Source organism: Paenibacillus tengchongensis, from assembly GCF_008973665.1.
GTDB lineage: Bacteria > Bacillota > Bacilli > Paenibacillales > Paenibacillaceae > Paenibacillus_AQ > Paenibacillus_AQ tengchongensis.
The window spans coordinates 118,271-141,913 of the sequence record NZ_WACP01000007.1 but is presented as its reverse complement, the minus strand read 5'-3'; the positions used below and the strand labels follow the sequence as shown (position 1 = coordinate 141,913).

The 23,643-nt window shown below is 46.5% G+C and carries 26 protein-coding genes and 1 pseudogene; 11 read left to right on the top strand and 16 right to left on the bottom strand.

Going from position 1 to position 23,643, the window contains the following annotated elements; translation table 11 throughout:
- Nucleotides 1–161: 161 nt before the first annotated feature.
- The 4 genes from F1381_RS13625 to F1381_RS13610 all read right to left on the bottom strand — a co-directional run bounded on the left by F1381_RS13625 (nt 162) and on the right by F1381_RS13610 (nt 3,482).
- Complete coding sequence (locus tag F1381_RS13625; RefSeq protein WP_246188021.1) at nt 162–851, bottom strand: ABC transporter permease; 690 nt, start codon at nt 849–851, stop codon at nt 162–164.
- Nucleotides 835–1,752 (bottom strand): ABC transporter ATP-binding protein, encoded by a 918-nt coding sequence (locus F1381_RS13620; protein WP_151735399.1) that lies wholly within the window; start codon nt 1,750–1,752, stop codon nt 835–837. The genes F1381_RS13625 and F1381_RS13620 overlap by 17 nt, the downstream gene beginning before the upstream one ends.
- A 111-nt stretch (nt 1,753–1,863) precedes the next feature.
- Complete coding sequence (locus F1381_RS13615) at nt 1,864–2,811, bottom strand: sensor histidine kinase (RefSeq protein ID WP_151735398.1); 948 nt, start codon at nt 2,809–2,811, stop codon at nt 1,864–1,866.
- Complete coding sequence (locus tag F1381_RS13610; protein WP_425495275.1) at nt 2,808–3,482, bottom strand: response regulator transcription factor; 675 nt, start codon at nt 3,480–3,482, stop codon at nt 2,808–2,810. Before F1381_RS13610 ends, F1381_RS13615 begins: the two co-directional genes overlap by 4 nt.
- A gap of 196 nt (nt 3,483–3,678) precedes the next feature.
- Here F1381_RS13610 and F1381_RS13605 point away from each other — a divergent pair, with 196 nt between their 5' ends.
- Together F1381_RS13605 and F1381_RS13600 are read left to right on the top strand one after the other, a co-directional pair.
- Nucleotides 3,679–4,638, top strand: coding sequence for a phosphodiester glycosidase family protein (locus F1381_RS13605; RefSeq protein ID WP_151735396.1), 960 nt, complete (start codon nt 3,679–3,681; stop codon nt 4,636–4,638).
- A 7-nt stretch (nt 4,639–4,645) separates the two neighbouring features.
- Nucleotides 4,646–5,656 carry a bifunctional glycosyltransferase family 2/GtrA family protein gene (locus F1381_RS13600; protein ID WP_151735395.1) on the top strand — a complete coding sequence of 337 codons (1,011 nt, stop codon included), beginning with the start codon at nt 4,646–4,648 and terminating at the stop codon, nt 5,654–5,656.
- Here F1381_RS13600 and F1381_RS13595 read toward each other — a convergent pair.
- A complete protein-coding gene (locus F1381_RS13595; protein ID WP_151735528.1) occupies nt 5,622–6,503 on the bottom strand; it encodes a helix-turn-helix transcriptional regulator in 882 nt (293 codons plus the stop codon). The genes F1381_RS13600 and F1381_RS13595 overlap by 35 nt on opposite strands.
- Before the next feature lie 152 nt (nt 6,504–6,655).
- On the opposite strand from F1381_RS13595, the gene F1381_RS13590 reads away from it, so the two are divergent.
- The gene (locus F1381_RS13590; protein ID WP_151735394.1) at nt 6,656–8,392 is read left to right on the top strand and encodes a glycoside hydrolase family 2 protein; all 1,737 of its coding nucleotides are present in this window, start codon (nt 6,656–6,658) and stop codon (nt 8,390–8,392) included.
- A 129-nt stretch (nt 8,393–8,521) separates the two neighbouring features.
- On the opposite strand, the gene F1381_RS13585 is transcribed toward F1381_RS13590, so the two are convergent.
- Nucleotides 8,522–9,277: a DUF4362 domain-containing protein gene (locus tag F1381_RS13585; RefSeq protein ID WP_187355344.1), complete on the bottom strand. Its 756-nt coding sequence runs from the start codon at nt 9,275–9,277 to the stop codon at nt 8,522–8,524.
- 231 nt (nt 9,278–9,508) lie between these two features.
- Complete coding sequence (locus tag F1381_RS13580) at nt 9,509–9,808, bottom strand: cupin domain-containing protein (protein ID WP_151735392.1); 300 nt, start codon at nt 9,806–9,808, stop codon at nt 9,509–9,511.
- Nucleotides 9,809–9,945: 137 nt separating this feature from the next.
- Here F1381_RS13580 and F1381_RS13575 point away from each other — a divergent pair, with 137 nt between their 5' ends.
- Together F1381_RS13575 and F1381_RS13570 are read left to right on the top strand one after the other, a co-directional pair.
- Nucleotides 9,946–10,203 (top strand): hypothetical protein, encoded by a 258-nt coding sequence (locus tag F1381_RS13575; RefSeq protein ID WP_151735391.1) that lies wholly within the window; start codon nt 9,946–9,948, stop codon nt 10,201–10,203.
- The gene (locus tag F1381_RS13570; protein ID WP_151735390.1) at nt 10,193–10,591 is read left to right on the top strand and encodes a pepsin/retropepsin-like aspartic protease family protein; all 399 of its coding nucleotides are present in this window, start codon (nt 10,193–10,195) and stop codon (nt 10,589–10,591) included. Before F1381_RS13575 ends, F1381_RS13570 begins: the two co-directional genes overlap by 11 nt.
- Here the strand turns inward: F1381_RS13570 and F1381_RS28295 are convergent.
- From F1381_RS28295 to F1381_RS29350, 4 genes are read right to left on the bottom strand one after another with little or no spacing between them, the layout of a single operon-like run.
- A complete protein-coding gene (locus tag F1381_RS28295; protein ID WP_187355343.1) occupies nt 10,571–11,608 on the bottom strand; it encodes a hypothetical protein in 1,038 nt (345 codons plus the stop codon). The genes F1381_RS13570 and F1381_RS28295 overlap by 21 nt on opposite strands.
- A gap of 5 nt (nt 11,609–11,613) precedes the next feature.
- On the bottom strand, nt 11,614–12,414 hold the full coding sequence (locus F1381_RS28845) for a DUF7662 domain-containing protein (RefSeq protein ID WP_246188020.1): 801 nt from the start codon (nt 12,412–12,414) through the stop codon (nt 11,614–11,616).
- Nucleotides 12,401–12,676: a GIY-YIG domain-containing protein gene (locus F1381_RS29355; RefSeq protein ID WP_484549335.1), complete on the bottom strand. Its 276-nt coding sequence runs from the start codon at nt 12,674–12,676 to the stop codon at nt 12,401–12,403. The genes F1381_RS28845 and F1381_RS29355 overlap by 14 nt, the downstream gene beginning before the upstream one ends.
- 23 nt (nt 12,677–12,699) lie before the next feature.
- Nucleotides 12,700–13,002 (bottom strand): GIY-YIG domain-containing protein, encoded by a 303-nt coding sequence (locus tag F1381_RS29350; RefSeq protein WP_484549334.1) that lies wholly within the window; start codon nt 13,000–13,002, stop codon nt 12,700–12,702.
- Between the two features lie 160 nt (nt 13,003–13,162).
- Between F1381_RS29350 and F1381_RS13550 the strand changes: the two genes are divergently transcribed.
- The 4 genes and pseudogenes from F1381_RS13550 to F1381_RS13535 all read left to right on the top strand — a co-directional run bounded on the left by F1381_RS13550 (nt 13,163) and on the right by F1381_RS13535 (nt 15,296).
- Nucleotides 13,163–13,459, top strand: a complete 297-nt coding sequence (locus F1381_RS13550; protein ID WP_151735389.1) for a hypothetical protein — start codon at nt 13,163–13,165, stop codon at nt 13,457–13,459.
- 254 nt (nt 13,460–13,713) lie between these two features.
- A pseudogene (locus F1381_RS13545) lies at nt 13,714–14,538 on the top strand (SpoVR family protein); the annotation flags it as partial.
- 118 nt (nt 14,539–14,656) lie between these two features.
- Complete coding sequence (locus F1381_RS13540) at nt 14,657–14,914, top strand: hypothetical protein (protein ID WP_151735388.1); 258 nt, start codon at nt 14,657–14,659, stop codon at nt 14,912–14,914.
- The gene (locus F1381_RS13535; protein ID WP_151735387.1) at nt 14,904–15,296 is read left to right on the top strand and encodes a retropepsin-like aspartic protease; all 393 of its coding nucleotides are present in this window, start codon (nt 14,904–14,906) and stop codon (nt 15,294–15,296) included. Before F1381_RS13540 ends, F1381_RS13535 begins: the two co-directional genes overlap by 11 nt.
- Before the next feature lie 75 nt (nt 15,297–15,371).
- Here F1381_RS13535 and F1381_RS13530 read toward each other — a convergent pair whose 3' ends face one another.
- From F1381_RS13530 to F1381_RS13510, 5 genes are all read right to left on the bottom strand, one after another.
- On the bottom strand, nt 15,372–16,856 hold the full coding sequence (locus tag F1381_RS13530) for a restriction endonuclease subunit S (RefSeq protein ID WP_151735386.1): 1,485 nt from the start codon (nt 16,854–16,856) through the stop codon (nt 15,372–15,374).
- 1 nt (nt 16,857) lies between these two features.
- Nucleotides 16,858–18,327 (bottom strand): class I SAM-dependent DNA methyltransferase, encoded by a 1,470-nt coding sequence (locus tag F1381_RS13525; protein WP_151735385.1) that lies wholly within the window; start codon nt 18,325–18,327, stop codon nt 16,858–16,860.
- A gap of 36 nt (nt 18,328–18,363) precedes the next feature.
- The gene (hsdR, locus tag F1381_RS13520; protein ID WP_151735384.1) at nt 18,364–20,727 is read right to left on the bottom strand and encodes an EcoAI/FtnUII family type I restriction enzme subunit R; all 2,364 of its coding nucleotides are present in this window, start codon (nt 20,725–20,727) and stop codon (nt 18,364–18,366) included.
- Between the two features lie 335 nt (nt 20,728–21,062).
- The gene (locus tag F1381_RS28290) at nt 21,063–22,118 is read right to left on the bottom strand and encodes a hypothetical protein (protein WP_187355342.1); all 1,056 of its coding nucleotides are present in this window, start codon (nt 22,116–22,118) and stop codon (nt 21,063–21,065) included.
- Nucleotides 22,119–22,146: 28 nt separating this feature from the next.
- Nucleotides 22,147–22,893 (bottom strand): DUF6946 family protein, encoded by a 747-nt coding sequence (locus F1381_RS13510; RefSeq protein ID WP_151735383.1) that lies wholly within the window; start codon nt 22,891–22,893, stop codon nt 22,147–22,149.
- 115 nt (nt 22,894–23,008) lie between these two features.
- Here F1381_RS13510 and F1381_RS13505 point away from each other — a divergent pair, with 115 nt between their 5' ends.
- Together F1381_RS13505 and F1381_RS13500 are read left to right on the top strand one after the other, a co-directional pair.
- Nucleotides 23,009–23,305 (top strand): hypothetical protein, encoded by a 297-nt coding sequence (locus tag F1381_RS13505; protein ID WP_151735382.1) that lies wholly within the window; start codon nt 23,009–23,011, stop codon nt 23,303–23,305.
- Nucleotides 23,298–23,618, top strand: coding sequence for a hypothetical protein (locus F1381_RS13500; protein ID WP_151735381.1), 321 nt, complete (start codon nt 23,298–23,300; stop codon nt 23,616–23,618). The genes F1381_RS13505 and F1381_RS13500 overlap by 8 nt, the downstream gene beginning before the upstream one ends.
- The last annotated feature ends 25 nt before the right edge of the window (nt 23,619–23,643 follow it).

The following is a 23,643-nucleotide window of genomic DNA, read 5'->3' as shown; positions in this document are numbered from 1 at the left end:
AACTGCGCCCAAAAAGCCCGATTTCAGCGAAAAAATCCCGCTATTCCGGGGTGAATTGGGTAGCCCGCCCTATTGTTGGGCTGATTAGCAGATCGAGCATTAAAAGGCGCCGCTCTCCAGTGGAGAACAGCACCTTCAAAGCTTACCGGATGAGGGAGTAATCAAGCCACATCCTTGACCTCAATATCCTTGATTCCAAGATAAGCAATGAATACACCGATCAGCGACAGCGAAATTGCAACGCCAAACTGATTCCCCAGCCGGAATTGTCCGACGCCGGAGGAGAGCACACTGACCAGGAGCACAGCCGACACGAGCGTCGCCGGCACAGACTTTTTGCGCATCCCGAAGAACAGCGGAATCAGGGCAATGCCCGCACTGTAAACCGCATCCGCCGCAACTCCCGGCAATTCATCCAGCATCATTCGAACGCTCAGCTCGCCCTGGATTACATCCGAGAAGTAGTAATCAATGCCGCCCAGCAGCAGGCTCAGTATAATATCGGACAGAAAGATCGAGATGAAGGTAAATCCGAAGACAATCAGCAGCTTGGCGGCCATCAGCTTTTTACGGGAGACCGGATACATAAACAGTACAGTGATGGTATTGTTCTTGTATTCGTCGATAACCAGCTTGCTGAGCAAGACGGAGGCAAAGATGATAAATATCGCTTTGGTGAATACATATAAGCCGTCAAACACATCGGCATAGGTGCTGAATTCCCCCTCCTCGGTGAACACAACGAGCACCATAAAAGCCAAAAGGATCAAGTCGGCAATGAGCGCTCCGCGCAGCAGCTTGGTCTTGTTCTTGCGCATTTCCAGTTGGATCAGCTTAAGCAATGCCTTCACCCCCGATCAGTTCCACAAAATAATCCTCCAGCGAATGATGCTTCTTGCTGATGCTGTCCAGCTCCACATTACCTTCGGCCATCGCTTTGTTGACCTCCAGCTGTGAAATGGCGTCATAAATCCGGATCGTGCGGGCGTTCAGCACCTTGTAGTTCGACAGTCGCAGCTTATGCTGCAAAATATAGACCGCTTTATTGAGCTCGCCGGTTTCAAGCTCCATATACTGCGTATTCCGGGTGCGGATCGTATCCATTGTCACTTCCTCCAGCAGGATGCCGTCCCGGATCACGCCGACGGTGTCGGCCAGCTGCTCAATCTCACCCAGGATGTGGCTGGAGATCAGCAGGGTCATCCCATAGTCCCTGCTCAGCATGCGGAATACATCGCGCAGCTCCTTGATGCCCAGCGGGTCCAGGCCGTTGATAGGCTCATCCAGAATCAGAAGCTCCGGCTTCGTCATGACGGCACGGGCGATGCCCAGCCGCTGTTTCATCCCCAGCGAGAACTCTTTTACCGGCTTATTGTCCGTCCCCTTCAGGCTCACCAGCTCCAGTGCTTCCTTCATCGCCTTGGGGTCATAGTAGCCCATGTACTCGCCGTGCAGCTGCAGATTCTCCTTGGCTGTCAGCTTGTCGTAGAAGACCGGGTATTCAATAATGCTGCCGATGCGCTTAAGCACTTCGTATGACTTGGGTGTCAGCGTCTCTCCGAACAGCTCGATTTCGCCGGAGGTCGGCTTCACCAGGTTGGTGATCATCTTCATGACCGTTGTTTTGCCGGCGCCGTTCGGTCCCAGGAACCCGTAAATCTCGCCCTTCTTGATTTGCATATTGACGTTGTTGACCGCTTCTCTGTCCCGGTACACCTTGGTCAGATTCCAGGTCCGCAGTATCGTTGACATCTCCGTTATCCCCTTTGCCGTTTCTTTGCTTCCTGAGTTTTATTGTACAGGGCGGAGCTTGCTTTTTTATTACCTGATTCTTACGTAAATCTTAAGTTGCTCCGCGCACCGTTAATAATTCAGCCTGGGGAACGTCAATGTGAATACGGTCTTGACATAAGGCTTGCTGTCCAGAGTAATGCTGCCCTTCATCTGCTCGGTCAGCCGTTTCGTAATGGTCAGGCCAAGCCCGCTGCCCTGATAGCTGCGGTTGCGCGAATCCTCCAGCGTATACAGCCGTTCAAATACTTTTTCGAGATGCGTATCCGGTATGCCTTTGCCCCGGTCCCATACCTCGACCGACACCTGCCGTCCCTCTTGATCCCCGTATACCCGGAGGCCCAGAACTCCCCCGGCATCACCGTACGCTATGCTATTGGAAATCAGGTTGGACAACACCCGGGTCAGGGCTTCTTCATTTCCCAGCATGTAAAGCGGCTCCTCCGGAATCTCCACCTCCACCTTGCTTCCCTTGGAACTGAGCAGGTCATAGAAGGCGAGAATGTTGCTGCGGCAGACTTCACCCACATCGACCTTGGACAGCGGAATATCCTTGTCACCCGATTCCAGCTTCGCCAGATCGAAAAAGCGGTTCATCAGCGCAATCACCTCTTCGGCTTTGCGCCGGATCGTCTCCAGCATTTGCAGCCGCTGCGCCTCCGGAAGCTCCCCTCCGTCATGCTGCAGTGTCTCAATATAGCCCAGTACGACCGTAAGCGGCGTCTTCAGGTCATGGGACACATTGGCCAGCATATTGCGCATGGAGTGTTCCAGCTGCGCCCTTTCAACAGCTCCCTTGTGATTAACGTCGAGCAGCCGGTTCAGGGCCGTAAGCAGCATGCGCACCTCCGGATGGTCGCTAAGGAGCAGCAGCCGCTCATGCGAGCTCCGCTCCATAATACTGTCCAGCTTCTCATGGATGTACTGCAGCTGGCGTGCTTTCTGCCGCGAACGGTAGCTCTGCCACCCGATGACAACCAGCAACACCGCAATCATCACACCCAGCAGCGCGGCCGTCATTCGGCCTCTCCCAGCTTATAGCCGATCCCCCAAAGGGTCTTGATGATCTCCGGAGCGGACGGATCGTCCTCAATCTTCTCACGGAGTCTCCGCATATGTACGTTGATGACATTCTCGTCGCCGTAATAGTCGTCATCCCACACCTGTCTGTAAATCTGCGCCTTCGTGTAGACCCTGCCCGGGGAGGTCGCGAACAGCTTCAGAATGTGGAACTCCTTGGCCGTCAGCTTGATTTCCTCTCCGTTCTTCCAGACAGCGAAATTGGCCAGATCAATCGTAAGCTGGCGAAAAGTAATGAGATTGCGCCGTTCTTCCGGCGGCGGAGCGCCCGCCCCGTTCGGAGCGGCGGTATACCCTGCCCGCCGGATGGCCGCCTTCACCCGGGCGGCCAGCTCAATCATCGAGAACGGCTTGGTGATGTAATCATCTGCGCCGAAGCCCAGGCCCAGCGCCTTATCCACATCGCTGTCCTTCGCCGACATGATCAGCACCGGTACCAGGCTGCGCTCCCGGATGCTGCGCAGCACCTCCTGGCCGCCGAGCTTCGGCAGCATCAGATCGAGCAGCACCAGATCAAACTCCCCGCCGCTGCGCAGCAGTTCTACCGCCGCCAAGCCGTCAAAGGCGGCGCTTACTTCAAAGCCTTCTTTTTGCAGATACGAGCTTACCATTCCGCTGATATCATGGTCATCTTCAATGACCAGCACCCGTTGTTGCACGGCAGTTCCCCCTGTACTCTAGCAGTTGTTGTCTAAAGTATAGCATGAGCCCTCCCTGTTGAAGAGACTCCCCGCGTATTTCAGGTTCACTAAAGGTACGGCGCGTATCATGCTGCTTAAGCAATATACAAGTTGAGGTGATGCTGCTATGGCACAAAGGTACAACAAGAAAACATTGAGCTTCAAACAAAAAATCGGAACAGGGATTCTAGTCGTTCTCCTGGTGATCGGGGGCGTGGTCTATAAGCTGGCTGACCGTTATTTAATCGAGCATGTTGAGGTCGTTGTGGCCGATGACGCCGCTGCGGCGGGTGAAGCTAGCGATTCTGCTGTCACCGCTGAAGAGGTTAACGCCGTTTCCGATGACTGGAGCTACAGCAGTGACGATATCCAGATCAAGATCGATCAGGTACAGACCGGTTCGGGTTCGGATCAGATTACTTATTTCGTGGCAGATGTCGTGCTTGAGGATGCCAGCAGCCTGCAGTCCGCTTTTGCCGACAACAGCTTCGGTACGAACATTACGGAGGTTACCTCGGAGATTGCTGAGAATAATGATGCACTCTTCGCGGTTAACGGGGATTATTACGGCTTCCGTGAAGACGGGGTGATTATCCGTGGTGGCACAGTCTACCGGGATAATCCGGTCCGGGATGCGATGGCTTTGCTGTCGGACGGAACGATGGAGACCTATAACGAGGAGGAAATTGACTCATCCGAGCTGCTGGCGCAGGGGGTAACGAACACCCTTTCCTTCGGCCCGATCCTGATTCAGGACGGACAAATCACCAGTGATTTCAGCAGTGTCAAAATCGACACCAATTTCGGCAATCGCTCGATCCAGAACGCGAATCCGCGGACGGCCATCGGTATGATCGCTCCGAACCACTACGTGTTCGTTGTCGTTGACGGCCGCAATGAAGGCTACAGCCGGGGCATGACCCTGACCGAGCTTGCGCAGCTGATGCAGGACCTTGGAGCAACGGAAGCCTACAACCTGGACGGCGGCGGTTCCTCCACCATGTATTTTATGGGACGGGTCGTCAACAACCCGCAGGGTAAAAACCAGGAACGCGGCGTCAGCGACATACTTTACATCAAGGAGTGACACAGCTATGACTATTCTAATTCCTGCCTATGAACCGGACGACCGGCTGCTTGATTTGATTATACGGCTGAAAGACTATCAGCTTGGCCCCATTGTTGTCGTAGATGACGGCAGCGGTCCGGCTTACCGCGGATTGTTCAAGACGGCGGAAGCGTTCGGCTGCCATGTGCTGACGCATTCCGTCAACCTCGGGAAAGGCCGGGCTTTAAAGACCGGCTTCACCTATATCCGGGATACCGGACTTCCCGGTTATGTAGTTACCGCGGACAGCGACGGACAGCATCTGCCCCATGATATCAAGCGGGTTGCCGAAGCCCTGCACAGCCAGACTGCTCCCGGAATTATCCTGGGTAGCCGGCGCTTTAGCGGAAAGATTCCGCTGCGCAGCCGCTTCGGCAACTCGGTGACCCGCGGGGTATTCGCACTCACGACAGGCTCCAAAATCTACGATACCCAGACCGGACTGCGCGGCTTCGCCCCCCCGATGCTGGAGTGGCTGTGCCGGGTCCCCGGCGACCGCTTCGAATACGAGATGAACATGCTGCTGAACGTGCGTAAAGCAGGCTATGAAATCAGTGAAGTATTTATTGACACCGTATATCTGGATGACAATAAATCCTCCCATTTCCGGCCGCTCGCCGACTCTTTCCGGATTTATCTGCCGATTCTGATGTTCAGCACCTCGTCGCTGCTGTCGGCGCTGCTCGACTTCCTGCTGCTGTTCCTGTTCCAGCGACTGACCGGCAACCTCTTCCTGGCCGTGGTAGCTGCCAGGCTGTGCAGCTCCGTCTTTAACTATTCGGTGAACCGGAAATATGTATTCACCGGCACCAGAAAGTCGCGGCTCCAGTCGCTGCCGAAATATTTCTCGCTCGTCATCCTCGTGTTATTGGCCAATTACGGGCTGCTCTACTTCTATAACGAGAAGCTGATCCTCCCGCTGGCCGTCGCGAAGATTCTGACGGAAGCCTCGATCTTCGTGTTCAGCTACTGGGCGCAGCGGAGGTTTGTGTACTAGGGGCAGGCTTCACCTCCTCAGCCCTGAGCCGGTAATCGGTCGGCGATATCCCGTTGCGCTTCTTGAATGCCTTGCTGAATTGGTAGACATCGGAATAACCGCAGGCTCTTGCGATATCCCCCACAGAATCGCCTGTGAACCGGAGCCGGCGGACCGCATGCTCATTGCGCAGCTGTCCGAGATACTCCTTGGGGCTGCATCCGTACCGGGCAGCAAAGTTTCGGCGCAAGTAGACAGGCGAGAAGCCGGTCTGCTCGCATAATTCAGTGATGCGCAGCTCGGCGGCAAACCCCGTGTCGAGCTGCTCCTTGAAGCGGCGGAGCGCAGCCGCCATTCCTTGCTCCCCGCTCCTGATCTCCCCTTCGTCTGCAGCTTCATGCAGCTCGGAAACCAACCGGTACCACAGCGATTTCACCCGTGCCTCCCGCACGGGATCTCCGGGTACCCATTCCTGCTCTGCTTCCCGGAAGAGCCCGCCGATTCTCCGCATACGCTCGCCCGCCAAAGGCATCAGATAGGGAAGCCGCAGCCTGCCAATAGGCTCCGGGTCCGTCCACCCCTCCTCACTCCTCCGCAGCGATGCGCAGTCAAACAGCAGCATCGTCATCCGTAAAGGATGCGTTTCGGAAGACTGCATGTAAAGCGGTAAGCCGGGCCAAAGGTACACAACGGTACCCGCTTCCACCTCCCGTTCCCCTTCTTCGCACCGGAATATCCCTTTACCGCTATAGATGTAATAGAGGGTATGCCCGGAAACAGTCTGCCGTATGTCCTCCCAGCCCGGCACCGCCGGCTTGGCCAGCACCCAATGGATCTGTGCCGCCAAATTTCCCAGCGCATATTCCACCATTCTGCCTCCTAAAGAATGTCTTGTATCGTTTATGATAAATGATTCCGATTGGTTTTGCCATTGTCCCTTCACAGCATCCGGTGCTACACTCCCATCATAAAGGGTATGAGTCCGCTTTAACCCTAAATATATCATTGGAGATGATCCATTTGATTCGAACGTTTCAACAGCACCGGCTCCGGGAATGCCATCTGCTTGACGGATTATGGGATTTCGTTTTTGACAAGGATAACATCGGATTATCGGAAGGATGGCACACCTCCTTTCCTGCCGCTCCCGATCAGATGCCGGTGCCGGCTTGCTGGAATAACGAGCTTGGCAAATTTGAGTATGAGGGGGTTGCCTGGTATCGCACCCGGGTAACGCTTGAGGAAAGCCGCCATCTCCATCTGCTGTTCCATGCTGTGCTGGGACATGCCGACGTATACTGGGACGGAAACCATTTGGGGTATCATTTCGGAGGGTATACTCCATTCAACTTTACGATTCCTAATGCCACGGCCGGAATCCATGAACTTATCGTCCGCACGGACAGCACGCTGGAGCTCAACACCATACCGTACCATATCGTGGACTGGTTTCATTACGGCGGCATCATCCGGCCTGTGGAGATGCAGCTTCTCCCCGATGTCTCCATTGAGAATATGCGTATCACCTACGAGATGACCGGCGATTCCAGTGCTGACATCCGGATGAATCTGAGCCTTCGCTCCCTGTCGGACAGCTCAGCGGAAGTGCCAGTGTCCCTGTACCGGAACGGAGAATTATTCCACACCGGGAACGTACGCCTTAAAGCCGGCGAAAGGCTGGAATTAAACATAGAGCAGAGCTGGACGGAACTGGTCCGGTGGGAGCCGGAGAATCCCGAGCTTTACATGATCCGGGCCGTAGCCGGCCGGGATGACCGGGCAGACCGGATCGGCTTCCGCACCGTGGAGAAGCGGAACAAGAAGATTCTGCTGAACGGCAAGGAGCTGTATCTCCAGGGCGTTAACCGTCACGAGGAGCATCCGGAGTGGGGCTTCGCTTTCCCCAACAAATTAATGACCAAGGACCTGGATATTATTCTGCAGATGGGCTGCAACACCGTACGGGGGTCCCATTATCCTCAGAGCGAATACTGGCTGGATCTGCTGGACGAGCGGGGAGTGCTTTTCTGGGGCGAGATTCCGATCTGGGGTGCTGCTTTTCCGGCCGAGCATACGGACGATCCTGTGTTCATCCAACGCGCGATGACGATGATGAGCGAGATGATCGAGCGGGATTTCCACCATCCCTCCATCCTGTTCTGGTCCGTTCACAATGAAATCGACACACGCTCGAAGCAGGCCTATGACTTATCCGTCAAGATGACAGAGCTTGTCCGGCAGAAGGATTCGTCCCGGCTTGTGGCTTATGCCACCATGCACCCTATGACAGACATTTGCCTTGGCCTGTTCGATGTCATCGGAATCAACTACTATGACGGCTGGTATTTCGGCCATACGAAATTTGAGGAGATGCTCTCGACCTTCCATGAGCGCTGCAAGGCTTACGGGGCAGAGGAAACTCCCGTGCTGATGACCGAATTCGGCGGAGCAGGCATCCACGGCGATACCGGCTGGGAGCCCCGTTTATTCAGCGAAGACTATCAGGCCGAAATCCTCAGCAAGGCGCTGAAGCTCTTCCGGAGTGACACGAAGCTAAGCGGCACTTATGTCTGGCAGTTTGCGGATACCCGGGCACAGTTGGAAAGCTTCCGCCCCCACTTCAGAGACCGCGCCCGTTCCTTCAATAACAAGGGTCTGGTCACCGAATACCGTAAACCCAAGCTCGCCTACCGGGTAGTCAAAGGCATTTATACCGGATGCACCGACCCCTACCGCTGGGGAACGACGCTGCAATAATAATCATACCGGGGAAAAAAATCGCGAGACCCTCCCGCATAACAAGAACGAGCCGATTTGAACCAAATAGGAACAGTTGCGGCCCCGTTAAAATTCATGGACAAATACCGGTTGCACGGTTAAGGGCGTTTACTTCACTCCGCCCCGGATTTCCGGCAGCGACCGGTAAACGTCCGTCTCCTCTGCCAGACCGATGATGTATTCGGCCAGACCGGTCAGCTCCTGCCCATCCCTGCTGTTGTCACACTCGCTCCAGAGATAATGCTGGTCCCTGCCGCCGATTGCAACACTAAGCTCATAGCTGGCATAGGGCTTAATATTGCAGGCTTCAGATACCTCTTTGTCTGCCAGATAATCGGCCAGCACCATTCTCCGGTAAATCTGCTGCGCCTCATCCTGCCCATACTGAAATGGGACGGGACCGGCTACCGTGCCATCCAGAAGATCTTTGACCAAGGTTCCCTCCAGCGTATTGATTTCATTCCGGCGGCCATATCCATATTTCAGCACAAAGCCTAAGCTGTCCGGCCGCTTCAGTTCGAAGTCCACCTGCAGCAAATGCTGGTCAGGAGCCTCTCCATCACAGCCCGTCAGTGTATAGCGCAGCATCGTATCCGTCTCTTCCCGCTCCAAAGCGGAACAGATATAGCTGGCGACCTTATGCACACCGAACGCGTCTTGCGTAGTATCATAGGTATACACCAGCTTGCCGCGCTTATAATGCAAATCCTCAAAGATGGGGTCGCCTTCAACCGTAAACTGAACGACGCGCTGACTCCCGCTCTTCCGCATCATGAAGTTATCCAGCCGCTCTACATTTTTGGCGTTGAACCCGTGATTAACAATCACATCTTCTTCAAGGTTGATCTCATGGTCTGAAGGCAAGTCCCCTCCACGCTGAATAAGGTAGCCGGTCAGCAAAATGAGGAGAACCGCAATCACCGCCAAAACAACTCCAATTGCTCGCAATCTTGTCGATCCTGCCCGTAAGGGGGCGGAGGATCTTTTATCGGTCATATGCATGTCCCCTTTTTAACGGAATGGGCTGGCTGCCATTTATTTACCAGACGTGCGGGAGGGCGGCAGGGTTGCAGTCAGCGTATCCGTTCTTCTGCTTCAAAGATAGTCCTCCCGGATCGGGGTAAACGAATTGATATCCAGCGTATCCTCAAGCGCTTCCGCTCTATGGCTCACATGCGGCGGTATAATCACAGACATTCCTTCAGTCAACTCTACGACTTGCTCGCCGATCCAGTACTTCAGGCGGCCCTTGACAATATAGCTGGATTGCTCATGCTCATGGCTGTGCCAGGGCACCCCCGCTCCCTGGGCAAAGGTAAACCGGACAACCATTAGCCCATTCCCGACCGCGAGCACCTCACGTTCAACACCCGGCGAGACTTGTATTTTGTTCATAGCCGAAGCTCCCCCCTATTCGGATTGATATCCCAACGTTAGATGGATAATATCCGTCAGTTTAGCATAAACAGCCGTTTTCGCCGGGAAGCGGATAATGGAAGGGTATAGGATAAACCCAATTGGAGGTGCCATCCATGCAATGGGAAGAAGTACGTAAAATTCACCCCAATCAATACGTTAAGCTGCAGATACTAGCTTCACATACCGAAGGCAATACCAAGTTTGTTGATGAAGTCGCCCTGATCCGTGCTATTCAAGATCCGCAAGAAGCGACCAAAGAATTGCTGCAATCTAAAGATGGCGTAATCGTATCCCACACGGCAAATGATGAGTTGAAGGTTGAAATTCGAACGCTTCGTGGCTTGCGGGGAGTCGTGCAACATGAGAATTGATTACGTCGATGGGTTACTGCAAACTTCCCTTACCTTGAATTATAAAGGACAAGCTCTGACTATAGACAAACTTGTCATAGATACCGGAGCGTCTCACACCCTGTTATCTGCTGATGCTGTAGCCGACGTTGGTGTTTTCTTTGAGAATGGGGACGAGATTGAATCTGTTCAGTTAGGTGACATTAATATAGAGAATGTTAAGCTGGATGTCGGATCGCTTCATGAGAAGCTTGCAATCAATGGGCTGCTTGGGTTAGATCTGTTGATGAAGGCTAATATTGTGCTGGATTTGGCGGAGCTTGTTATGTACTCGGCAAACCCGTCACAATTTTTGGTAACAAAAGAACATTTACCCACCAAATCTTTACTACCGTTTGAACGTAGTTAGCCATGCATCGAAATAACTCCTGCTAAAGTTCTCCACCCAATGATTACATAATAGATAATCATAGCCATAGATTAAATACGGATCAGCATAGAATCTGGGTCGTCCGTTGATATTCCGCTGTTCGGTCAAGGAAAGGGTAGGGTCGACCTTCTTCAATACAGGATAAGTGAGATTAAATGTTTTCTTCGAGTAGTCTAGTCGCTGCAACCGCTCAATCTCGTGCTCCGTTAATAGATCATCTGCAATCAGTCGCTCAAAACTGGATTTAACAAAAGCACCAATCTTTATTTCCTCAGATCCTTTAAAATCGGCAGGTAATTTCTTTGTTTGCACTGAGGGCGATTTCGGTAGGTTCACTGGATGCTTATCCTCTGCGAAAAGATTGTACAGCTGTATACTTCGCATAAACAGCTCCGAAGTATCTGACACAGAATTGGATAAGGCTGTAACCACATTGAAGATTTTCTCTTTGAAGTCTTCATTGCACAGAAGCTCAAAACGAAAATCTAAACCTTTTGCATGGAACAGCTCCTGGAGTTCGGATATGTAGAGCTCCAGCGGTTCACGTATTGCACCATATATTTTGGGAGCAGCAAATATAATATTTCCAGCATTCAAATTGAAATAGCCATGAATCGCCATAGCAGTGCGAATCATTTTCTTCAGCACTCTGGAAATAGTTTCTTCCTTGGAACCATAATTCAAGCCATTCTCATGAAAAGCTACATCTATACCATAAATATTTAGAACCCCACCTGCTCCTCCTACCTCCATACCCAATGCATCAATCTCAGCTTGTTGAAGCAACTGTGTGTAAGAACTATTTTGTTTAAACAAATCAAGGCTGTATTTCTCTTTAAAGTATTGGTCTGAATCTTTCATCATACTTTCGACAACGGCCTCGTTATAAATTTCCCACGACTTCACCGATGGCTTCCAGTTCAACTGAACAAGCTGACAATTCTTTGCATGTCTTAGCCATGAGAGCATCAAGGATTCTCCGATTTCTATTTTCAACAGAGCTACACCTCATCACCTATTTTTCTGAATGCAGTCTTTTCTCCAAGCGTGACTGAATCCACCTCCCAACCAGCATGCAGCCATGACTTAGCTTGTGTATTCGTCAACGCATTAGCCCACCATGGACGATATTTACTCGCAGATGCAGGCAGTGCGAAACCTAGTATCGCTTCGATTTGGTCTATGGTCATAATCACTTGCTTGCCTTTAGTACCCAGTAAATATCGATAAAGTGAAACGTATTTCCCAACGTTATTCTCCGTAAGATTCTTCGGCTGATCTCTATGTTTTTTCAAAGCAGGCCGTACAATGACTTCAGATGGTGACAACAGTGAATCTCCAGAGATCGCCTCCTGTCCTTCCAACGCTCGGGTCAACCTTTGCAGCATATAGCCGATCCCCGTACAATCGCTTAGAGGAAAGAACAATTCCTGTCCTTGATTAAATACAGCTTTAGCTCGATCCGCATAGTGCTTGCCGCCCAGCACCGTAATCTTCTGATATTTAAATAATCCCTTGCTTTCAGCTTGCTCTTTCAATTGAGCGATAAGAATAGTCTCACTGGAAGGCTTAATGAAGGACACGTTATAGTCCTCTGGAATGATATCCTCAGGATATAGAAAACCATATTTTGCAGACAGAATCACCCAATGATCGAAGAAGGTTCTAGCATACCTTTGACAGGCCAGCGCAAAAACACCAGTATAAACGTTCTGCGCTTCTACAGGTCCAATTGAAGGCTGTTTATCCCATATCTTCGCGGCACCGCAGGGAATAATACAGAGCGATTTATCTCGATTCACTGGCTACTACCCCGATTCTGTCAAAATCCTGGTTATTCAATGGTTCTTTATACAACTCGTTCACTTGCCAAAGTCCGCTTCTTCTTATTTTCTCATGGGGTGAGGACATCCCAAGCCATTGAACAGAAGGAGCGCACTCATCACATAATGAGAGCGTAGATATGAGCCTGGATTCCAAAGATAAGCGCTCAGGTTTATCTTCTATAGCCAGCACACAAAATGAGAAATACTTCTGAATATAATCACTGACCCTACTCTCGATAGTTGACTGATATACCGGATCTATTAAATGACCATTATTAAAAGTTTAGCTTCCCTAGTTGTAAAATCGAGTTCCCATACACTTGCGTATGGATCTTTGTCTCGGTTCAGTAGGCACCTACCAATGTTCTTGCGGAAAATACTTCTATCCTTGTTCTCCTGAACAAAATGCTGCTTTAAACGCGACCTAAGTTGATTATGGCCTGTGTGGGTACCAACTCGAACGATCCGGTCTGCACCATGCCCGTATTCCCCCGTTTCAAAGAGCAAATAGACCCCATTTTTGGGGATCAGGTTATCCTCGAAGGGAAAGTGATGTCGAGTCATTTTATTGACTATACCATGTAGTTCACAACAGTGTTGGCTCATACAAATTGGCCCCCCTTTAGATCTAGAAAATCAGGAATTCAAGTGTTAATAAATGTAATCTTAACACAATAAGATTGCTGTTGGTTTATGATATAATGACGTACAGGCGGTGAACTGTATGTCTATTTCAAAAGAGCAATTGGAGCAAAGCTTTCAGGGCAAAGCTTATGTTGAACTTAAAGATCTGGTGCAATTAATCGAGGATAATTTCGGATTTAATGTTACGCTACAGAGGAAAGATGAGCCTGCATTTACTGAAGAACAGAAGAAAAGAATGACGTCCGCCATATTTAAAGATGAGGATGTCCTGTCTCAGCTTCGACAAGCCCAGAGGGACCGTGAAAATGGAATATCCACATACAGTAACAGCGAAGAGGAATTTGCACAATTACTGAAAGAGGTTCAGAATGACTGACCGTTATAAGGTACTCTGGACTACTTATGCTCGGGTAGCTCTTGCCCGTATGGGGAAATCCAAAGTAGATCCAACAAGAATATTGATGAAGAATAAGCCTAACCCATAAACGCTTATGGATTAGGCTTTTTAGTTCATCCTGGAAATTCTATAATCCGAGCCGGAAACAGTCCTTCAGGTCTCCTTTCATCATACACCCCCCATCTTCCCCATATATATGAACAAGAGCTTTTTACGGGAAGGGGCGATGTCATTTGTCAGGCGATGAAATCCGGGCGCTGGAGCGGTCAATTGCCGAAATTACGGAGATTGCTTCAGGGTTCGGGCTGGATTTTTATCCGATGCGTTATGAAATTTGTCCGGCGGATATTATTTATACATTCGGTGCGTATGGGATGCCTACCCGCTTCGGGCACTGGAGCTTCGGCAAGGCTTTTCACAAAATGAAGTCGCAGTACGATTTCGGCCTCAGTAAAATCTATGAGCTGGTCATTAATTCCAACCCCTGCTACGCGTTTCTGCTCGACGGCAATTCCCTGATCCAAAATAAGCTGATCGTCGCCCATGTCCTCGCCCACTGCGATTTCTTTAAGAACAATATGCGTTTCTCCAGGTCCAACCGCAATATGGTCGAGAGCATGTCCGCCACCGCCGACCGGATTGCCGATTATACCGTAACCTACGGTACCGACACGGTGGAGAGCTTTATCGATTCCGTGCTGGCGATCCAGGAGCATATCGATCCCAGCCTGATCCAGCCGCACAAGCTCGGCAAAGCCGATCTGCTCGAGGCCAAGATGCGTGAGCGCAAAGGGCAGCCGCCGGGGAAATCATCTTCGAATCCTTATGAGGAACTGTGGAACCTGGACAAAACCGATGCTGGCGCCACGACCCCGGACCCTGCCGCCAGGCGGGCCTTCCCCCCTGAGCCGGAAAAAGACCTCGTCTGGTTCATCCAGCAGTACTCCACTGCCCTGGAGGATTGGCAGCGCGATATCATGACGATGCTGCGAGATGAGATGCTCTACTTCTGGCCGCAGATGGAGACCAAAATCATGAATGAAGGCTGGGCTTCGTATCCTCAAGGTGCTTACGCAAAAAGGCTCTCCAGGAACGATATTCATCGTTTTTGGAGAGCTTTTTAATGGCCAATAATCTGATACAATAAAAGGACAAACCCAACTGGAGGTGCCAGCCATGCAATGGGAAGAGGTTCGGAAGATTTATCCCAATCAATACGTCAAGCTGCAAATCCTTGCGTCACATACCGAAGGCAACACCAAGTTTGTTGACGAAGTCGCACTGATCCGTGCTATTCAGGACCCGCAAGAAGCGACCAAAGAATTGCTGCAATCTAAGGACGGCGTGATCGTGTCGCATACTGCAAACGATGAACTGAAGGTGGAGATTCGTGCCCTTCGCGGATTGAGGGGAGTCGTGCAGCATGAAAATTGATTATGTTGATGGGCTGCTGCAAACCTCCCTAACCTTGATTTATAAAGGACAACCACTGACTATAGACAAGCTTGTCATCGATACTGGAGCGTCCCATACCCTAATATCTGCCGATGCTGTAGCCGACGTTGGTGTTTTCTTTGAGAATGGAGACGAAATTGTTACTGCGTTTGGCATCGGCGGGGAAGAAAGCTGCTTCCGTAAAGCATTCGATTCTATTCAGTTAGGTGACATTAATATAAAGAATGTGAAGCTGGATGTTGGATCGCTTCATGAGAAGCTTGCAATCAATGGGCTGTTTGGGTTAGATCTGTTGATGAAGGCTAATATGGTGCTGGATTTGGCTGAACTTGTTATGTATTCGGCAAAAGAAAAAGATTAGGTTAAGGTACCTAATCTCTCTGCTTTGCTTGATTTAAATTCTGTAAACAAACTATTAATAAAGAATTAGTCCTTATCATTTGATCAGGTTATGAGTATATTGAAGCACTTCTTCTAACCTTCTTAAAATACGTTTTTGTTCTTTAACTGGTGGAATTGGAATCGGCATATTTTGAAATTCATCAAATTTTAAACTGTCTACAGTTGTTACCTGCTTTCTATATTCCTTTAAAATATATACTTCCATCGCTTTTAGCATGCAATATACATACTCAACGAGTGAACTATCGTACAAAGTAAACGCCTTTAAATCCTGATTTATTGTACTATTTACTGTTAATATCGCGAGTGGAAGCTGCCTTTTTAATATCCCGCTTCTAACAACCATTAACAAAGTTCCAACTGGATAAACTGTCATCTCATTGGCAGCCTTTTGAGTTATATTCATTTCAGAGCTGTTAATATATTTACGTTTCATATCTTTAGATGTTACCCAAGGAAAATCCCCATTTTCCCAATAATCTGTTTTAGACATAGACGGGGTTTTACCACTACTGAACCAACCTAAATCACGCAATCTTACCCATTTCCAACTCTCTGGAATATCAAATGGTAGTTCGTCCACTGTTATTGCTGGTATTTGCTTTTCCTTTTTTAACTTGCCTTCCTTAATCAGTTTTGCTTTTTTTTCTTGAATCTGCTGATATAGTACTTCGGCAGTACCCTCGTCTGCTCGTTGTTCGACCAATTTTCCTTGGATAGCATATTGCAAAATGGACTTCTGCATATCCTCTGGAAACTTTTGATTAAACACCTCTAATTTTGAATGGGCTTCACCGTATTTTTCTACATAAGGCATTAATTCTTCGATCTTGGCAATAATTCGCTTTTGTTCTTCAAGTGGGGGAAGGGGGACGATAAAATTCGAAATATTAGCTAGGCTAATATTTGCTCTCGCAGTATCAACTTTATCATTCATCATGATTTTATACGCCGCGTAACTATTTAAAAATTTCACTATATAGCCAGTTATACTTTTATTAATTAAACGAATTAAACATACTGCTTGATTAATATTTGCCAGATCATCTCTATCATAAACAGCTGTCCTTCCAATCGAAGCACCAACAATGTTAGTTAAAATATCACCCTTATTAAGTATTGAACGTTCTTGTATTTCATTAAACTTTTCTTCCAAATACTTTGGATTGTTTAACAGAATTTGTTCAACACCTACATTCTCACTCGTTACAAATAGAAGACCTTTATCGATATATTTTATACCTTGCCATGATGGCGATGAGCCTTTAGTAATTAATTCTGCTAAGGTACCCAATCGCACCCACATCCAGCTCTCTGGGATTTCAAAAGGTTTTTCATCCTCTGTTATTTCTTGTAGTGGTTTTTCCTTCTTAATTTTGCCTTCCTTAATCAACTTTGCTTTTTCTTCTTGAGTCTGCTGATACAGTTCTTCTGCATTGCCCTCTTCTTCTCTCTGTTCAACCAGCTTTCCTTGAACCGCCAGCTGAAGAATGCTGTTTTTCAAATCCTGTGCATTCATCCTAATTACCTCCAAGCATAGAAGTAATCTGCTCTAGCACATGATCAATTTCAGCATTGAGTGATGCTCTTTTTTCTTGATACTGATGTATTAAGTCCATCGGCTCTAAAATCACTTCTTCCTCATGCGGAAAACCGCATAAGTCAATGTTATAGTTCAAGGCTGCTATCTCATTAACAGTATATTTCTTAGCTTTTGGGAATCCATCAACTTGGATTTCTTCTCGATTATCCCACCAAGATAAGGCTGGCTCAAAATGCTCCAATTTCATCGGTTTTGTCTTTGAGAAGTTCTTATAGCCCTTTGGCATATCAAGGCGATAAAACCAAGTTTCCTCGGTTGGGTGCGTGTTGTCGAAGAACAAAATATTAGTAGTAATTGACGTATAGGGAGCAAATACGCTATGAGGTAACCTCACAATCGTATGAAGATTAAACTCGCCCAATAATTTCTTTTTAATATTAACTTTGGCATTATCCGTCCCAAACAGGAATCCATCTGGAAGGATGATGGCACATCTTCCGTTTTTCTTAAGTCTGTACATGATGATGTTGATGAATAAGTCGGCAGTCTCAGAGCTTCTAAGGTCTGATGGGAAATTGACTTTAACGCTATCCTTTTCATTGCCTCCATATGGCGGATTCATAAGAACCACATCAAACTGCTCCATCTTCCTGTATTCCTTGTAATCCATTTCTAACGTATTGCCATGAATGATGTTGGGGTTGTCAATATCATGCAACAGCATGTTGGTGATACATAGGATGTGCGGAAGCGCCTTTTTCTCCACTCCATAAACAGAGTTATTGTAGATCTCTTTGTTCTCAAGGGAGTTTCCAACCTGCTTCTCTAAGGCATTTAGAGCAGAAACTAAGAATCCACCTGTACCACAAGCGAAGTCCCCAATTTTTTCGCCTAGAATTGGTTTAATTACCTCTACCATAAAATCGGTTACCGCTCTTGGTGTATAGAACTCCCCTGCGTTACCTGCGCTCTGTAGGTCTTTCAGGAAAGATTCGTAAATCGTACCAAAGGCGTGGCGTTCTTGGTATTCTGTAAAATCAATCTCACCAATGATATTTATAACTTGTCGCAATAACACGCCATCCTTTTGATAATTGTTGGCATCTTCAAATGCGTATTTCACAATGACCTGATTCATTGGCGTTTCATCATCAATTTCAAGATTCTTAAGGGTCGGGAAAAGCGTGTTGTTAACAAAGGTTAACAATGAATCGCCAGTAAGTGCTTGGCCATCTTTCTCATCTACAGCCCAATCTCTCCACTTTAAGCCCTCGGGAATGATTGATTTGTAATTATCATCGTACAGTTCCCATGCTTCTTCTTTTGCATCATAAATTTTTAGAAATAGAATCCAGACGATTTGTTCAATCCGTTGAGCATCGCCATTAATCCCTGCATCATTTCTCATAACGTCCTGAATTCTTTTAACAAAATTAGTTACTGCCATTCTTATTTACCTGCCTCGTCGTGTTGGTTTATGGTGTTATGCGTAATAAATCTCGTTCTCTAATTCCTGAACCGCCTTCTGGTAAGCCGCTTTTCCACCAAAGGCCTTGACTATCTTCATAGGACTGCCGAATTTGGAAAACTCTTTGAGCTGGAGCACTTTGGTTTCTTCAATTTCTTTGATGCCTTCATCGGCATACTTATCAAGCAATGTTTCTAAAACTTGCTGTGCCAATTCAGAATACTTATAAAGATAATGACGTTTTTTTACGTTGTTTGCTCTTTCCGCCTTGGTAAGAGGGGGTTTATCATAGGCTAAATGACAGATTAAATCGAAATCATCCAGCTCTGGTTTGCCCAATTCTTCTCTTACCGCATCCAGCAAAACACCTTCATCTTTTAATTCGTCAATGATGGCTTGTTTTTTTTGAGCTTCTGTCCATGTTTTAAGAAAATCATCTAGCCTTGCGTACTGTTGCAGGATATTTTTCTTAGTATAATCTATAAGACTTTCGGTAATAAGCTTACCATCCTTATCCAAGTATTGAATCCTTTCTGAAAGGACTTTTACGACAACATCTCCTATATAATACTTTTTAGGTTTGTCATTATTATTAAAAGCATCCGTATTATAATCCCCTCTTGTTTCAATGATGCCACTTGCATTACTGTGACTCTCTGTTTCATAAAAATCCTCTTCAATTATTGGCTCGATTACTGGCTCATTACCATTTATCTCTAAGACGACTTCTGGTTTTCCATCAAATGCTGGGTCAGCAAATAATCTACTCGCATTACGAAAATCCATGATCGTGAAATAGGTCTTCCCGTATTCTTCGAGAAGCCTTGTTCCTCTTCCGATAATTTGTTTAAACTCAGTCATTCCATTATCACCAAAATTGTTGTCCAGCACAATCAATTTACACATTTTCGCATCCACACCAGTGGTCATTAATTTGCTGGTAACTGCAATAACGGGGTATGTACTTTCTTCGTCAATGAAATATTCCAGTTGTGCTTTCCCTTCGTCATTATCCCCTGTTATACGCATGATATATTTATCATTTGCAGCATACAAATCCTTATTTGCATTAATTAGAGCTTGTCTCATTCGCTCCGCGTGTTCAATATCCACACAGAAAACAATCGTTTTGCTAAATCTGTCGGTCTTCTTTAGAAACTCAGTAATCTTGGCTGCAATTACCTTCGTTCTGTCATCAATAACCAAGGTTCTGTCGTAATCCTTGATATTATATTCTCTATCCTCGATTTCATATCCATGTTTATCGACTTTCCCAATCTCTGGCCGATAGCCTTCAAGGTCTTTATCAAGGCCAATTCTTATCACTTTATATGGTGCTAAGAAGCCATCATCAATCCCCTGTTTTAAAGAATACTCGTAAATAGGCTCACCAAAGTAAGTTTGGCTTGAGGCTACCTTCGTTTCAACAGGAGTAGCAGTACACCCCACATGTGTGGCTGATGAAAAGTAATCCAGGATTTTTCTCCATGCAGAATCCTCTTTCGCGCTGCCTCTATGGCACTCGTCTATAACAATCAGATCGAAGAAATTCGGTTGGAATTGCAGGTAGGCTTCTTCTCCGTCATCCCCTGAAAGCTGCTGGTATAAGGCAAGATAAATCTCATAAGAACTGTCTAGAGTTCTGTTCTCAACCTTTGTCATCTTACCGCCAAATGGCTTGAAATCACCAGATATCGTTTGGTCAACCAATACATTTCGGTCCGCTAAAAATAATATCTTTTTCTTTAAGCCAGCTTTCCAAAGTCTGTATATAATTTGAAATGACATGAAGGTCTTACCTGTTCCAGTGGCACATACCAATAATACTCGATCTTGTCCCTTTGCTACTGCATCCACAGTTCGATTAATAGCTACACGCTGATAATATCTAGGGGTCTTGTAATTCGGCACATAATAATAAGGTTCAAGAAGCACTTTTTCTTCTGCATCGGTTACATTCTTATCCTTTAGGTATCTTCTATATAAATCCTCTGGCGAGGGGAACTCCTCAAGCCTTAGTTCACTTACTTCACCAGTGATTAAATTTTGTTCAACAAATCCATCTCCGTTGGAAGCATAGACATAATAGATGTCAAGTGCTTTTGCATAGCTAATGGCCTGCTGCAACCCCGCACCAACTGGATGATTATTATCTTTTGCTTCAATGATCGCTAGAGGAAAATTGTTCTTATAGAACAGAACATAATCTGCTCTTTTCCGCTTGCCTCTGGTAGTGATGTTTCCACGCAGAATGATTCTTCCGTCCGTAAAAGGATACTCCATGCGAATTTGTTTTTTTAATTCCCATCCTGCATTAGTGATTGCTGGCGTGATGTATCTGGCTTTGATATCTTCTTCGGATAAATCTCTCTTTGCCATGTGCTCAATCCTTTCCCTCTGATTTCACCTGGATGAATATTATGAAGTTCTTATTAAAAGTGGTTATGTATATTACTAACTATCGTAAATGGTTCACAATGATCACTACGACAATCCAGTTTGAATTTAGTTCTATGGACTTGTTGCATATCCAGACTAAAAAATCCCTTTATTCTTCAGTGATCCCTTCTTAAATATATATCTTGAGTAACATCTTCCTTAGTCCATTCACCTCTGGATGGTTTATTCTTAAAATGTAAAATGATGCATAGGAAAATATTCCTAAGTTCATAATAACATGTCTAAATACAAGGGTAGTATAAAAAAATGAGGACTCAAATTGAGTCCCCTACATTTGTTTCATCTATACGTCTTAGCCATGCATCGAAATAACTTCTGCTGAGGTTCTCCACCCAATGATTACATAATAGATAATCATAGCCATAGATCGAATACGGATCAGCGTAGAATCTTGGTCGTCCGTTTATATTCCGCTGTTCGGTCAAGGAAAGGGTAGGGTCGACTTTTTTCAATACAGGATAAGTGATATTAAATGTCCTCTTGGCGTAGTCCAGTCGCTGCAATTGCTCAACTTCGCGCTCTGTTAATAGATCATCTGCAATGAGTCGCTCAAAACTGGATCTAACCAAAGCACCAATCTTTATTTCCTCAGATCCTTTAAAATCAGCAGGTAATTTCTTTACTTTTACTGGCGATTTCGGTAGGCCTACTGGCTGCTTATCATCTGCAAAAAGATTATACATTTGTATACTTCGCATAAACAGCTCCGAAGTATCAGACACAGAATTGGATAAGGCTGTAACCACATTAAAGATTTTCTCCTTGAAGTCTTCATTGCAAAGAAGCTCAAAACGAAAATCTAAACCTTTTGCATGGAACAGCTCCTGGAGTTCGGCTATGTAGAGTTGCAGCGGCTCACGTATTGAACCATATATTTTTGGAGCAGCAAATATAATATTCCCAGCATTCAAATTGAAGTAGCCATGGATCGCCATAGCAGTGCGAATCATTTTCTTCAGTACTCTGGATATCGTTTCTTCCTTGGAGCCGTAATTCAAGCCATTCTCATGAAAAGCTACATCAATACCATATATGTTTTGAACACCATTCTCCCCTCCTACTTCTAAGCCCAGAGCATCAATCTCAGCTTGTTGGAGTAGTTGAGAGAATGAACTATTTTGTTTGAACAAATCAAGGCTGTATTTCTCTTTAAAATATTGGTCTGAATCTTTCATCATACTTTCAACAACGGCTTCGTTATAAATTTCCCAAGACTTCACGGATGGCTTCCAGTTCAATTGAACAAGCTGACAATTCTTTGCATGTCTCAGCCATGAGAGCATCAAGGATTCTCCGATTTCTATTTTCATTGAATCAGTCCTCTCTGTTGTTTTGATATTAAATTTCTATGGCTGATTCGATTTTTCCAATATACAATGGAATGTTACTTGGAATATTATTACCACCAATTACTTTGATAGGCCCAATGAGTTGTCCTTCAATTAATGGTGTATCCGTAAGAAGCTCAACAAACGTCTGCAAATCTTCATTGTTTTGTTTCGATTTTTTCGAATGTATTCCCGATGGTACGAACTCATGAACAACAAATACTGCCTGACCGCAGTTGTTTATGCGGGCCTCTATTAATGTTCCAGCAACGGCGTGAAGTAACTGATAACGGATATGTCCAAAATCCTTATCTCCAAAAACAGAAAGACCTAATTGCTTTATTCGTTCAGGTACTTTTGTTCTTGGATTGGTTGAATATCTTTTGATCAGATTAGAGATAACTTCTCCGAATGGTTCATCAGCTTTCGCTTCAATAGAAATTAGTGTTTTTTTATCGGATGTTTTTCCATATACAATCAAATCATGTTTACGCCCACTGCCGTTGAAGGCGTCCAATTTAGTTTCACACTCAGGTATGGCTATCTCGGGAATTAAACCCTTAATATCTTGATGTGAGTCTAACAAGCGTTCCAACTCCTTAGGAACTGTAGGAGCACCTGATTGGGTCCATGCCTTCGCAAGTTCCTTCGCACTTCTACCATCTACCCAATGTGCTTCACCTTTTGCTGGAGGAGCATGTTGAAACCAGTCCGTCAAATTAGAAATATTTAATCCAAGTCGACTTTTTATTTCCATATTGCATCTCCTCAGAAATTTTTTTATTTGGACTCCTAGATGTTAATTAATGTAATCTTAACACAATTAGATTGCTATTGGTTTATGTTATAATGAGCAAAAGGCGGTGAATGAAATGTCCATTTCCAAGGAGCAATTGGAGCAAAGCTTTCGGGGCAAAGCTTATGTTGAACTTAAAGATCTGGTGCAATTGATCGAGGATAATTTCGGATTTAATGTTACGCTTCAGAGGAAAGATGAACCTGCATTTACTGATGAACAGAAGAAAAGAATGACATCCGTTATTTTCAAAGATGAAGACGTTCTTTCTCAGCTTCGTCAGGCCAAGTATGACCGAGAGAATGGAATTTCCACATATAGTGACAGCGAAGAGGAGTTTGCACAATTACTGAAAGAGGTTCAGAATGACTGACCGTTACAAGGTGCTCTGGACCACTTACGCTAGGGTAGCTCTTGCCCGAATGAAGGAATATAAGGTTGACCCCATGAACGTCTTTAGACGCTCTAAATCTGTCTTGGCCGATGAGCCGAAATACAAAGCTGATGGAATATCGGATTTCCCTGGCTTTGAGTTTAACGGATATTACTGGGTGTTAATCGGCAATGTGATCATTGTTTACAGGATTAACGAGGATCTTCGAGAAGTGTATGTGGATGCTTGTTACTTTGCGAATACGGGACTGTCGCATTATATTTTCTGGGGCATCGATCCTGACGAAGAATAGCCCAACTACAAGAGTTACTGGTAGT